Raw genomic sequence first — 12,972 nt, forward strand, 5'->3', positions numbered from 1 at the left:
AGCGGCTCAAACCACCACAGCCGTGCCCGTGACGCTGACCATCAGCATCGATCCGCGCGCACCGATGGTTTCATAATCGATATCGACGCCAATCACTGCGTTGGCGCCAAGTGCGCGGGCTTTGTCTTCCAGTTCGCGCAGCGCCTGATCGCGCCCACGTGCGAGAACTTCTTCATATTTGCCCGAACGGCCACCGAAGATATCGGTGATCGAGGCAAAGATATCGCGCACGATGTTTGCGCCGAGGATCACCTCGCCCGTAACGATGCCGAGATGGCGCTGGACCGGACGGCCTTCGACGATACTGGTGGTGGTGATGAGCATCGCTGCAACCTAGCAGGTTGGCCTGTCGGGTAAAGTCAGCTTCCCACCACCGTGCCGCCATTGGGGTGCAGAACCTGCCCAGACATATAAGACGAATCCTCGCATGCAAGAAAGAGGAAGCATGACGCAACCTCATTGGGCTGGCCAGCACGGCCCATCGGCGTGCTTTCCCCGAAATGTTCGAGCTTTTCCGGGCTTGCGCCACCACTGGGGTTGAGCGGCGTCCAGATCGGTCCGGGTGCGACCGCGTTGACGCGGATGCCATCCCCGACGAGGTTCTCCGATAGCGACCGGGTGAACGCGGTAATCGCACCTTTGGTGCTGGAATAATCCAGCAATTCCTTCGACCCCTGATACATTGTGATCGAAGTGCAATTGACGATGGTTGCGCCCGATTTCAAATGCGGTCGAGCAGCCTGAACCATGTAGAACATCGAAAAGATGTTCGTCTGGAAGGTGCGCTGGAGTTGGGCTGTCGTGATATCGCGAATGTCTTTGTCGGGGTGCTGTTCACCGGCATTGTTCACGAGTATATCAAGCTGACCCCATTCGCCAATGACCAGATCGACCAGCGCATGCGTCACTTCGGGATCGCCGAGATCGCCTGCGAAAAGTAATGTCTCGGCACCTTCGGCTTGGCAAAGATCGCCCGTCTTGTGCGCGTCTTCTTCTTCGCTGAGATAGGCGATGGCGACTTTGGCGCCTTCACGCGCAAACAGCACGGCAATGGCACGACCTATACCGCTATCAGCACCTGTAATAATGGCGACCTTGCCTTTGAGTCTGCCCGAGCCGGGGTATCGTGGTTGCCATTCGGGCTTGGGGTTGAGCGCAGCTTCGCTGCCGGGAAGGCCATCCTCATGGATTGGCGGGCGGACTGTGGCGGTCTGGTTCATGGCGCTATCCTGTTGAAATTACAGGATAGCAATGGCCGGGCAGGTTAGCGGTTCCGACCTGCCCGGAAAACGGGATCAGTCGATGCCGAGAGCGTTCTTGTAGGTTTCCAGCACGGCTTCCATCTCGCGCCGATCATCAGGCTTCATCTTACGCAGGCGAACGATCTGACGCATGATCTTTGCATCATAGCCGGTCGACTTCGCTTCGCTGTAGACGTCCTTGATATCGTCACCGATGCCCTTTTTTTCTTCTTCGAGGCGTTCGATGCGTTCGATCAGAAGGCGCAGGCGGTCGTCGGCGGAATCGGCCATCGGGGAAGTCTCCGGGTAACTGGTGAATCGGTTGGCTGGGCTGATAGACGCGCCTTGGGATTCGGGCAAAGCGGGGCTGTGGAAATCTGTGACCAGAACGGCCGAATCAGTGGGAGCCGCCGTTTCTCTTCAGGCTTTCTTCCATGCGCGCCATCTGTTCCTGCGTCGCTTCGGTCTGGTAGGCGGCTTTCCATTCGTCGAAAGGCATCCCGTGGATCACTTCGCGCGCGGCGGCCTTGTCGCCTTCGAAGCCCGCATCGCGAATCCAGTCGGAAAGGCAATTGCGGCAAAATCCGGCCAGGCCCATCAGGTCGATGTTTTCGGCGTCGTGGCGCTTTTGCAGGTGCTTCACCAGTCGGCGGAAGGCAACAGCGGCAATGTCGTCGGGAATTGCGTCAATCTTGACCGGCGTCGGAGTTGCATTCGTATCCACTGTAATCGTCCTTGGGTTTTGAAATGGCATGGGCCATAGCGCGCCTTAGATAAACACGTCGGGCGATTTTCATACAGGAGTACCAGCGCCGTGGCCAAGCTTGATCCTCGCTCCAGCATGGTGTTGGGCCGCAAGGTAAAGATCCTTGCGACCGTCGGCCCGGCAAGCCGCGATCCCGAAATGCTGGAAAAGCTCTATCGCGCCGGGGCCGATGCTTTCCGCGTGAACATGAGCCACGGCGACCATGCCACCCATGCCGAAACCATCGCGAATATTCGCGCGCTGGAAAAGAAGGTGAACCGTCCGATCACGGTGCTGTGCGATTTGCAGGGACCGAAGCTGCGCGTCGGCACGTTCAAGGATGGGCGCACGGTGATCCGTCATTCTGGACACTTCACTCTGGATCGCAACCCTGAGCCGGGTGACGAAACGCGCGTTTGCCTGCCGCACCCCGAACTGTTCGGCATCCTGCAAAAAGGCCAACGCCTGCTGATTGACGATGGCAAGCTGCGGCTGCGGGTGATCCGTGCCGATCAGGACGAAATCCTGTGTTCTGCCGAAGTCGGGGGCGTCATTTCGGATCGCAAGGGCGTGAACGTGCCCGATGCCGTGGTGCCGGTGCCCGCGCTGACCGACAAGGACCGGCGCGACCTTTCGTTCGCGGTGGAAAACGGCGCAGACTGGATCGCGCTTTCGTTCGTGCAGCGGCCCGAAGATGTGGCAGAAGCGCGGCGGCTGATGGGTGGTTACGGTTCACTGATGGCCAAGATCGAGAAGCCGGCGGCGATTTCGCGACTGGAAGAGATCGTCGAACTTTCCGATGGCATCATGGTGGCCCGCGGCGATCTGGGCGTCGAACTGAACCCTGAAGAAGTGCCGCCGCTGCAGAAGCGCATCGTTGAAAGCGCCCGTCGTCAGGGCAAGCCTGTGGTTGTGGCAACGCAGATGCTCGAATCCATGATCGAGGCGCCTACGCCGACCCGTGCTGAAGTTTCCGACGTGGCCAATGCCGTCTATGACGGGGCAGACGCGGTGATGCTTTCGGCAGAAACAGCGGCTGGGGCGTGGCCGGAAGAGGCGGTGACAATCATGCACCGCATCGCCGCGCAAGTTGAGGCCGATCCCGGCTATCACGCGCGCGTTCACTTCATAGAAACGCTGCCCGATCCCACTACGGCAGACGCGCTGGCACAGGCCGCGGCGAGCATTGCCGAAACGTTGCCTATTGCCGGGATCATCGTGTTCACCGGATCGGGATCAACCGCGCGGCGCGTTGCGCGTGAACGGCCTGCTGTGCCGATGCTGGTGCTTACGCCTTCACAGAAGACCGCGCGCAAGGTTGGCCTGCTGTGGGGCACGCACGCGGTCAGCACCAAGGACATCGGCAGTTTCGAGGAAATGATTGCCAAGGGCAAGCGCATGGCGCTGCGTCATGGTTTTGGGGCGGCAGGGGCCAAACTGGTCGCGCTGGCAGGCGTACCGTTCGGTACGCCGGGGGCAACCAACCTGCTTCATGTCGTGACGCTGACCGGTAACGAACTGGACCGCTATAGCTGACGGGACTTTATCGTCGTCAGCCTTGGCGCATCGCGTCCAGCGCGTTTTTCCGAAGCGACGATCCGGTTCTTGCCAGCTTTCTTGGCGGCATAAAGTGCAGCATCGGCAATCGGCAGAACGTCGGTTGCCGATGTTGCCGTTTCGGGGACAGTGGCGATGCCCAGTGACGCGCTGATCGCACATTCATGGCTGCCGCTCAGCGATTCGATGCGATCACGAAGGGCTTCGGCCTTTTCCATCGCATCTTCCAGAGAGCAGTCTGGAAGGATGGCCACAAGTTCTTCGCCGCCATAGCGGCAAACCACATCGGTCGGGCGCAGCGCGCCTACGATCTGCGCGGCGACATCGCGCAGCACGGCATCGCCCTTAGCATGGCCGTGTTCGTCGTTCAGCTTCTTGAAGTTGTCGAGGTCCAGCATGACAACGGCCGTGCTGCCACCGGTGCGCGAGCCGAGCGAGACGAAACGCTCCAGCGCGTCTTCCATATAGCGGCGGTTATACAACCCGGTGAGTGGGTCGCGCAGAGATTGCGTGCGCAGCTTTTCTCGCAAGGCGATGTTCGAAAGCGCCAGTGACATCGAATCTGCCAGCGCCCGGCCCAGACGCCGAATGTCCATAAGCCGGCCGAATGCGCCTTCTGTTTGAGGGTGGGTGATGATCAGCAGGCCGTGGACCTGGCCGCAAGCCATCATCGGCAGTTCCACGCTCGCAACTTGCGATGCGTGGTGCGCGCAGCAGAGCGTGGCATCGCCCGGTGCATTGATATGCGGTTTGCCGCGCTTCAGCGTCCAGCAATTGGATGGTGAAAGCACTTCGGGCGCGACATAATCTTCCGGCATGTCCCATGCGCGGGCCAGATCAAGCCGATCGCGGGAATTGTTGAAAACGAACAGGGCTGCGCCATAGCCCGGCAGCAGACGCCGAGCGGTGGCCATCAGCACGGCGCTGGCGTCGTCGTAAGTCTCTGCGGCCTGAAGCATGTCGGTCATCGCGAACAGTTCCTGAATCTGCTCACGTGAATCGCGGGTTTCGCGAAACTGCTGCTGCTGGCGCGCGCGGATCGACATCGCGATGCGGCGCAGCACCATCTGCAGGACGAACACGCAGGTCAGACCCAGCGCGGCAACGGCGGCAAGCTGATCGTGATGCTTTTCGTCGAAGAACAGCATCAACATGACCGCGATCAGCACGACAGCCTGGCCGATCATCGCGCCGATGTGGGTGCGATCAAGCATGGCATCGTCGGCACGCAGCCGTTTTTGTTCAGGTTGTGGCACGTCTGCCATTGCGATTCGTTCTCCCGGGATGCCGTGATTGTTAATACACGCACCGGGCACGATCGATTAAGCCCGACAGCAGTAGAATGCCGTCTGACAAAAAGTCCTGAAGTTAACGTTAAGTCCCTATGTTTTTCAGCGGCTTCCGAACAGGGCTGAGCCGACACGGATATGTGTTGCACCCAGTTGGACGGCCGTCTCGAAATCGTCGCTCATACCCATCGACAGCGCGGGAAGGCCGTGATCGTCGGCCAGTTTGTCGAGCAGAGCGAAGAAAGGCGCGGGTTCGATGTCGGCGGGCGGCACGCACATTAGGCCGATCACCTCGATCCCGGCGTCGCGCGCCTGATCGAGCAGGCCGGGCAGTTCTGCCACGGTGCAGCCGCCCTTCTGCTCTTCCGCACCGATATTGACCTGCACGAAGCACGGCACTTTGCGGCCCAGCTTTTCCTGCGCTTTGCCCAGGGCGGCGATCACGCTGGCGCGGTCTAGCGAGTGGATGCAATCGAACAGCGCCAGCGCATCTTCGGCCTTGTTCGACTGAAGTTGGCCGACCAGATGCAGTGAGATGTCGGTATGGGCGGCGCGGATGGCAGGCCATTTGTCCTGCGCTTCCTGCACGCGATTCTCGCCAAACACGCGCTGTCCCTGAGCAATCAGATCGAGAATCGCCTCGGCAGGCTTGGTCTTCGAAACTGCGACAAGTGCGATCTGATCGGCTTTGCGCCCTGCGATGCGCGCAGCGCTGGCAATGCGGCTGCGGACGATTTCGAGCGGTGATGAAGGGACTGCCTGTTCCATGCGCCGGTGCTATAGCGCGCCGATGGGAAAGCGCCAGATCATCAGTAGGCAAGGCGTGCCGCGTTGCGTGCTGCTGACCGATGCGCGTAACGATGCCGGGTTGGAGCGAGCCATCACGCGGTTGCCGCGCGGTAGCGTCGTGGTGTTCCGACACTACCATTTGAACCAGGACGTGCGCCGCGACCGCTTTCAGCATCTTAGCAAGCTGACGGAGCGGCGTGGTGGTTTGGTGATCGGCGCGCGAGTACCTTCCGGATGGCGCGCAGGCGGAGTCTATGGTTCGGCAAAAGAGGTCGCCGGCGCGAGAGGCCTGCGCCTGGCAACGGCACATTCGCTGCGGGAGATTGGCATGGCGGCACGGGCAGGTGCACACGCAGTTTTGCTCTCCCCTGTATTCGCCACGCGTTCGCATCCCGGTGCCAAAGTGCTGGGCACGGCGCGTTTCCTGATGCTGGCGCGGCAATCGCCCTTGCCGGTGATCGCATTGGGCGGGATGACGGCTGCACGCGCGCGCAGGTTGCCAGTGCATGGCTGGGCGGCAATTGATGGCTTTGCGTCTGGCTATGCAAAGTGCTGATTCATCGCATTTCCTGTCGGGATTCTTGACGGTGACTCCCCAAAAGGCGCATTATACCCACAGCAAGGGCAGGGATACACGAAGACATGGCAAGCCGGGCAGGACTTTCCGCACGCACAAGCGGCGCTGATTGGCGCGCTGTGCTGCGCCGTTCGATGCGCCGCAGTTTCGAACTGATCGGCGGCGGTGTGCTGGCAGGAGCCATGCTGTTTCTGGCCCTGGCTCTGATCAGCTACACGCAGACCGACCCTTCGGGCAGCACGGCATCGGGTAGCCCGGTCGAGAACTGGATGGGCTTCGCCGGGGCTTGGGCGGCAGAGCGGGTGCTTTTGTTCTTTGGCCTGCCGGGCGTGCTTCTGCTGCCTTTGCTGTGGGTCTTTGCGCGGCGCCTGTGGGAGGCGGAAAGCGACTTTATCGACACTGACGAAGACGAAGATCTGCTTCCTGAGCCGCGCTGGTGGCGGCCCACGCTGTTGCTGTTCGTGGCGATGGCTCTTCTTGGCACCGCGCTGGCGCTGTGGGGTGCGAGTTCTGCAAGCCGCCTGCCGGCAGGGCCGGGCGGTATGGCGGGTCTGCTGGCAGCAGCGGCGATCACTGCGTTTGCCGATCTGATGCCGCAGGTGTCGCGGGCGTGGCTTACTGTGCCGGTCGGGCTGGCTGCGCTGGCGGGTGGCATGGCGATTGCGAGCCGGATTTTCGCGCTGGATTGGGGGCGGATGCTTTCGCTGCCGCCATTCCTGCATCGCGCATCAAGCGGCGCTAAGCAGCGGGCAGAGCGGTTTGTCGATCAGAATGTGGACACTCCGCCTGTGCAAAAGCGCGAACGGCGCGAAAAGGAAGCGCGCGCCGCTGCGGAAGAGATCGATGTCGAGGACGTCCTGGCCCCGCGCAAGCCGACCGAGATCAGCGATTCCACGCGTGCGCCGGTCGTCGCGGCGGCCCAGCCCAAGGCGCGGCAGGGCGATCTGTTCGACAAGCATGAACTGCCCTCGATAGACCTTCTGGTAGAGGCCCCGGCGGGATCCACACAGAAGGTCGACAAACTGGCGCTGGAACGCAATGCGCGCCTGCTCGAAAACGTGCTCGACGATTTCAACGTGAAGGGTGAGATCACCGCCGTGCGCACCGGCCCAGTGGTGACGATGTACGAACTTGAACCCGCGCCGGGCATCAAGGCCAGCCGCGTCATCGGCTTGGCCGACGATATCGCCCGCAATATGAGCGCTATTTCCGCACGCGTCTCTGCCATTCCGGGGCGCACTGTGATGGGTATCGAATTGCCCAACGCGATCCGCGACATGGTGAGTTTCCGCGAACTGATCGCGTGTGAAAAATTCGCAAATTCCAAGGCGCTGCTGCCGATCATTCTGGGCAAGGACATTGCCGGTGAACCGATCGTGGCGGACCTTGCCACCATGCCGCACCTGCTGGTTGCCGGTACGACCGGTTCGGGCAAATCGGTGGGGCTCAACTGCATCCTGCTGTCGCTTCTGTACCGTTTGACCCCTGCTCAGTGCCGATTGATCCTTGTCGATCCCAAGGTGCTGGAACTCAAGTCTTACGACGATATCCCGCACCTGCTTTCGCCTGTGGTGACAGAACCGGCCAAGGCCGTGCGTGCGCTCAAATGGGCGGTTGAGGAAATGGAGCGGCGCTACCGACAGATGTCGTCGATTGCCGTGCGCAACATTTCGGGATTCAACGAAAAGGTGCGCGCCGCGCAAGCCAAGGGCAAGCCTCTGGGCCGCCGTATTCAGGTAGGCTTCGATCCCGATACCGGTGAGGAACTGTTCGAGGAACAGCAGCTTGATTATGAAGTGCTGCCGCAGATCGTGGTCATCGTCGATGAACTGGCCGACCTTATGGTCACGGTCGGCAAGGAAATCGAAGTATTGATCCAGCGTCTTTCCCAAAAGAGCCGCGCGGCGGGCATCCACCTGATCATGGCAACGCAGCGGCCTTCGGTCGACGTGATCACCGGCGTGATCAAGGCCAACCTGCCCACTCGCATCTCATTTGCCGTGACCAGCCGCATCGATAGCCGGACTATCCTGGGCGAACAGGGCGCAGAGCAACTGCTGGGCAAGGGCGATATGCTCTACAAGCCCAACACCGACCCCATCAAACGCGTTCACGGTCCCTTCGTCAGCGACGAGGAAGTCGAGAAGGTGGCTGATCACTGGCGCGGGCAGGGTAGCCCTGAATACGTTGATTCGGTTACGGAAGAACCGGAAGATGGCGGCTTCGGTTTTGACGATATCGACAGCGCTTCCGACAATCCCGAAGACCGCAAGTACCGGCAGGTCTGCCAGCTGGTGTTCGAAAGCCAGAAGGCGAGCGCAAGCTGGATTCAGCGCCAGATGGGCGTTGGCTATAACACGGCCTCGAAATGGATCGAACGGATGGAAGCCGATGGACTGGTAGGACCAGCCAACCACGTCGGACGGCGCGAGATTTATCGCGATAAGGACGGCAACGTACTGTGAACATCATATGTGAATTATGAACAGAATTTATACTTCACTATTTGCTACTGTTCACTTTTCTTGGCCGGGGCATTAACTCGCTTCTAAGCAAGCTGCGCTATGCGGGCAGCATGTTTGGTGGACTGGCTCGATTTATGGCTTTTGTCCTGCTGGTGTCGTTTGGCAGCATTGCCACGACAGCGGCGGCAGAGGTCGTGCCGGTTGTGCGCAAATGCCATGCCGATGCTCAGGCCAGCGAATCGTGGACCCAAGTTGTGGGTCAGCAGGGGCGCTGGCGTTGTGATGGCAAGGCGTGGATGCTTTCCGCAGACGTTGTGCTGATCCGGTTCGATCTGCCCGACAGTTCTGATCGGTTGCTGCCGCAAAGCCTGACCACGCATACCGGCAATTTTGAACGAATCGATGTGGGCGTGATCGATCGTCAGGGCGGCGCAATCTGGTCCTCGCATTGGCCGGGCGACATTCGCCATTTGCCGGCCGGCCCTTACATGACGATTCCCGTTCCGGGCGTCACTGCCGATACGGCACAGATTGCGGTGCAGGTCGTGCGGCCCTGGGGCAAGACGACTCTCAGCGAGATGCGGTTGGACCCATTTACCGAGGGCAGCGGTTGGCCACTGCAACTGATCGTCGCGATGGCGGCAACCTGCGGAATGCTGCTGGTGCCACTGCTAATCAACACCGCATTCTATTCAGTCCTCCCCGAACGTTATGTCATCTGGCATCTCGTCATGGTCTCGGCAATGCTGGTGCAGGCAGCTTTTGCCACCGGCTTTGCCCATTTGCTGATCCCGCTCGAAATGGAATGGGAATGGCAGGCCTCGAATCTGGCGTTTTCATCGATGGCGGGGGCGGCGTTGCTGTTTGCCATCCATTTTATCGAGCAAGGCTGCCTTGATCCGCGCGTCCGCAAGGTGGCTGCCGGGCTGGCGCCGCTCATGTGGATCGTCGGAACGATCAGCAGCATTCCGGTAGAAGCGGTGCGCCCTTGGTCGTCGGCAGCGATGCACCTTTCGGTGGCGGCAACGATCATTATGCTGGTGCTGCTGATGGGCAACGCCCGCCGCAATGGCAGCCGCGCGGTGCGTTTTCTGATTCTGGGCTGGACCCCGCTGATGGCGGTCGGTACATGGCGCATCCTTGGTTATGTGGTGCCCACGATCCAGCCGACCGAAGCGATCCTGCCTTATCAGCTATCGCTCGCCTTCGAGGTGCTGGTCACCGCACTCGGCATTGTCAGCCGCTTCATGGAAGTCCGGCAGGAGCGCGATGAGGCAACTGCGCGTGCGCTTGAACTGGAAGGCATGGCTGATCGCGATCCGCTGACAGGCTTGCGCAACCGTCGCACCATCGAAACCCATTTCGAGGAACTGTTCCGGCGCGGTTTCCGCACGATGGCGGTGATCGATCTAGATCACTTCAAGGTGGTCAACGATACCCACGGTCACGCCACGGGCGACATGGTGCTATGCGCGGTCGCGCTCGCTCTGGCTGATGACCGCGATACCCATGCCATCCGCATGGGGGGCGAGGAATTCCTGCTGCTGCTGCGCGGCCATGACGCTGCTGCGCGTGCCGAACGCTGCCGCCGCGCAATAACCACGCGCATTACCAGCGAGGTGCCGGGGCTTGAACGCATGGTCACCGCCAGCATGGGGCTGGTCGAACATGATCTGCGCGGCAATCTGCAGATCGATTTCGTCTCGCTTTACGCCCGCTGCGACCAGTTGCTGTATGAAGCAAAGCGTCTTGGTCGGAACCGCACGATGCGTGAAAAGGTGACCGGATTTCACCCTGCGGCGGCGCTTTCCGAGGTGGCCTGAACGGTCAGGGCAGGAACGGGGCAGCGACATCGCGGGGCACGCGCAGGATGCGGCCCGATGCGCGGTCTATAATGGCCCAAGTGGTCTTGGCGCTGACGATCACCTTGCCCGCGCCATTGCGAAAATCGACGCGGCGATCAAACCGTGCGCCACTAGGCGGTTCGGGAATGTAGGTTTCGGCGTTGACGCTTTCACCTTCGGCAATGTTGCCGCGATAGTCGATCTCGTGCCGTGTCACGACCCAGGCATAGGCCGCCTGATGCTCGGCGCACGCCACCGCTGCCCAATGCGCGGTGGCGATGTCCTGAATCCAGTTAACCCAGACCGCGTTGTTCACGTGGCCGAGTTCATCGATGTGTTCAGGACCGGCGGTGAAGGTGAGGGTATGGCGTTTGCTCAAGCGGGCACCCCTAGCTGCCACAGGATGAAGGCAAACTCTTCCGCCGTTTCCTTCAAGCTCTCGAACCGGCCCGACTTGCCGCCGTGCCCTGCGCCCATATTGGTCTTGAGGATCAGTTCGTTACCGTCGGTCTTAACCTCGCGCAGGCGGGCTACCCATTTGGCAGGTTCCCAATAGGTTACGCGCGGATCGTTAAGCCCTGCCGTTACCATCAGCGGTGGGTAGTTTTGCGCGCGCACCTGATCGTAGGGAGAGTAGGACCGGATCAGTTCGAACGCGGCCTTGTCTTCGATCGGATTGCCCCATTCGGGCCATTCGCCGGGGGTGAGCGGAAGCTCTTCGTCCAGCATGGTGTTCAGCACATCGACGAACGGCACATGCGCCACCACCGCGCCCCACAGGTCGGGGTCGGAATTGATCACCGCGCCCATCAGTTCACCGCCTGCCGAGCCGCCAGAAATGCTGATCTTGCCCGCTTGGGTAAAGCCGCGCTCGATCAGGCCTTTGGCCACATCGACGAAATCGTTGAACGTGTTGGTGCGCGCTTCCAGCTTGCCCGCCTTGTACCATGCGCGGCCAAGGTCATCGCCGCCCCGGATATGCGCGATGGCATAGGCAAAGCCTCGGTCGACAAGGCTGAGGCGCGTGGTGGAAAAGCCGGGACCGATGGCGATGCCATAAGCGCCATAACCATAGAGATGCAGCGGACCGCCTTGTGCACGATCCCTGCGCCAGACCACGCTGACCGGCACCATCGTGCCATCGCGCGCCGCGATCTCTAGTCGTGCGGTTTCATAAAGCGAGGCATCATAGCCGCTGGGGATTTCCTGCACTTTCAGCAGCGTCAGGCCTTGCGTCGCCACATCGTAGTCATAGACCGAGGCCGGGCTGACCATCGATTCATACCCGACGCGCAGCACGGTCATGTCCCATTCGGGATTGTCACCCAATGAGGCTTCATAGCTGGCTTCGGGAAAGATGATGGGCTGGACGCGCGCGGGATCGTCGTAATAACGCAGCTCGATCCGATCCAGTCCACGCACCCGGCCTTCGACGACATAGAACTGGCGGAACAGATCGAACCCGGTGAGATAGAAATCGTCCGTGCCCTCGATCAGCGTGGTCCATTCACCGGGGGCATCAAGCGGCGCGGTGGCAAGGCGGAAGTTCTCGTGCGTGTCGTTGGCGTGGATGTAGAGCACGCCGTCGCGCTCATCGACATCGTATTCTACGCCCTTCTGTCGGGCCTTCACCAGCAGCGGGGGGGTGAGCGGATCGTCGGCAGGGACAAGGCGAACCTCGCCTGTCTCGTGATCGCCGGTCGAGATGATCAGCCATTTTTCGTTGGCCGAAAGCGCTGCACCAACGCGAAAGCCCTCGTCATCCTCGTGATAGAGTTCGACATCGTTTTCCAGCGGCTGCCCGATCCAGTGCAGGCGCGCGTTGTCGGTCCGCCAGTTTTCGTTGGCGAGCGAATAGACGAGGCCCGTATCATCCTTGACCCAGATCAGACCGGATAGGGTGCCGGGAATTTCGTCAGGCAGCATTTCACCCGTGGCGATGATCTTGATCCGCGCGGTAAAGCGTTCCGAACCGTTGTCGTCGACAGACCATGCCAGCTTCGTGCCGTCCTTCGACACCGCAATCGCGCCAAGGCGAAAGTAGTCCTTGCCTTCGGCCAGCGCCACTTCATCGAGGATCAGTTCGTCTGCGCTGCCATCATTGGCTGCATCCACGGGCCGGCGCCACCACTTCTTGTATTCTGCGCCTTCCTCGAACTCGATCCAATACAGCCAATCGCCATCCTTCTGCGGAACCGATTTGTCGGCCTCCTTGATGCGGCCGCGCATTTCCTTGAACAAGGCGTCGATCACCGGCTGACGTTCGGCCATGCGGCTTTCGAACCAGGCGTTTTCCGCTTCGAGGTGAGACAGCACTGCCTTGTCGGTCACTTCAGGATAGCCCGGATCGCGCAGCCACGCATAGTCGTCGGTAACGGTCAGACCGTGGTGCGAAAAGCTGTGCGGTTGCTTAGTGGCGATAGGGGCGGCGACAGGAGTTGTGGCAATGCTCATGCCCTGCATCT

General features: G+C 60.7%; 12 protein-coding genes. 4 read left to right on the forward strand and 8 right to left on the reverse strand.

Annotation, left to right across the window (positions count from 1 at the left end; genetic code table 11):
- Window positions 1–6 precede the first annotated feature (6 nt).
- The 4 genes from HGI47_RS03020 to HGI47_RS03035 form a co-directional block, all read right to left on the reverse strand.
- Window positions 7–324 (reverse strand): YbjQ family protein, encoded by a 318-nt coding sequence (locus HGI47_RS03020; protein WP_168851255.1) that lies wholly within the window; start codon window positions 322–324, stop codon window positions 7–9.
- A gap of 35 nt (window positions 325–359) precedes the next feature.
- The gene (locus HGI47_RS03025) at window positions 360–1,220 is read right to left on the reverse strand and encodes an SDR family oxidoreductase (protein WP_168851256.1); all 861 of its coding nucleotides are present in this window, start codon (window positions 1,218–1,220) and stop codon (window positions 360–362) included.
- A gap of 75 nt (window positions 1,221–1,295) precedes the next feature.
- Window positions 1,296–1,532, reverse strand: coding sequence for a DUF2312 domain-containing protein (locus tag HGI47_RS03030; RefSeq protein WP_168851257.1), 237 nt, complete (start codon window positions 1,530–1,532; stop codon window positions 1,296–1,298).
- Between the two features lie 106 nt (window positions 1,533–1,638).
- Entirely contained in the window at window positions 1,639–1,965 is a 327-nt protein-coding gene (locus HGI47_RS03035) for a DUF1244 domain-containing protein (protein WP_370521606.1), read from the reverse strand.
- A 117-nt stretch (window positions 1,966–2,082) separates the two neighbouring features.
- Here HGI47_RS03035 and pyk point away from each other — a divergent pair, with 117 nt between their 5' ends.
- Complete coding sequence (gene pyk / locus HGI47_RS03040; RefSeq protein WP_168851363.1) at window positions 2,083–3,522, forward strand: pyruvate kinase; 1,440 nt, start codon at window positions 2,083–2,085, stop codon at window positions 3,520–3,522.
- Here the strand turns inward: pyk and HGI47_RS03045 are convergent.
- Window positions 3,513–4,808: a GGDEF domain-containing protein gene (locus HGI47_RS03045; RefSeq protein WP_168851259.1), complete on the reverse strand. Its 1,296-nt coding sequence runs from the start codon at window positions 4,806–4,808 to the stop codon at window positions 3,513–3,515. The genes pyk and HGI47_RS03045 overlap by 10 nt on opposite strands.
- Before the next feature lie 126 nt (window positions 4,809–4,934).
- Entirely contained in the window at window positions 4,935–5,600 is a 666-nt protein-coding gene (locus HGI47_RS03050) for a YggS family pyridoxal phosphate-dependent enzyme (protein ID WP_168851260.1), read from the reverse strand.
- On the opposite strand from HGI47_RS03050, the gene HGI47_RS03055 reads away from it, so the two are divergent.
- The 3 genes from HGI47_RS03055 (at window position 5,599) to HGI47_RS03065 (ending at window position 10,486) form a co-directional block, all read left to right on the forward strand.
- Entirely contained in the window at window positions 5,599–6,177 is a 579-nt protein-coding gene (locus HGI47_RS03055) for a thiamine phosphate synthase (RefSeq protein WP_240949928.1), read from the forward strand. The two genes, HGI47_RS03050 and HGI47_RS03055, sit on opposite strands and share 2 nt — an antisense overlap.
- A gap of 86 nt (window positions 6,178–6,263) precedes the next feature.
- Window positions 6,264–8,663 carry a DNA translocase FtsK 4TM domain-containing protein gene (locus HGI47_RS03060; protein ID WP_168851261.1) on the forward strand — a complete coding sequence of 800 codons (2,400 nt, stop codon included), beginning with the start codon at window positions 6,264–6,266 and terminating at the stop codon, window positions 8,661–8,663.
- A 134-nt stretch (window positions 8,664–8,797) separates the two neighbouring features.
- Entirely contained in the window at window positions 8,798–10,486 is a 1,689-nt protein-coding gene (locus HGI47_RS03065; protein ID WP_168851262.1) for a diguanylate cyclase, read from the forward strand.
- Between the two features lie 4 nt (window positions 10,487–10,490).
- Here the strand turns inward: HGI47_RS03065 and HGI47_RS03070 are convergent, their stop codons facing one another.
- A complete protein-coding gene (locus HGI47_RS03070; protein WP_168851263.1) occupies window positions 10,491–10,886 on the reverse strand; it encodes a thioesterase family protein in 396 nt (131 codons plus the stop codon).
- Window positions 10,883–12,970, reverse strand: coding sequence for a S9 family peptidase (locus HGI47_RS03075; RefSeq protein WP_168851264.1), 2,088 nt, complete (start codon window positions 12,968–12,970; stop codon window positions 10,883–10,885). The genes HGI47_RS03070 and HGI47_RS03075 overlap by 4 nt, the downstream gene beginning before the upstream one ends.
- Between the last annotated feature and the right edge of the window lie 2 nt (window positions 12,971–12,972).

This window comes from Novosphingobium sp. ERN07 (genome assembly GCF_012641335.1).
Classification (GTDB): Bacteria; Pseudomonadota; Alphaproteobacteria; order Sphingomonadales; family Sphingomonadaceae; genus Novosphingobium.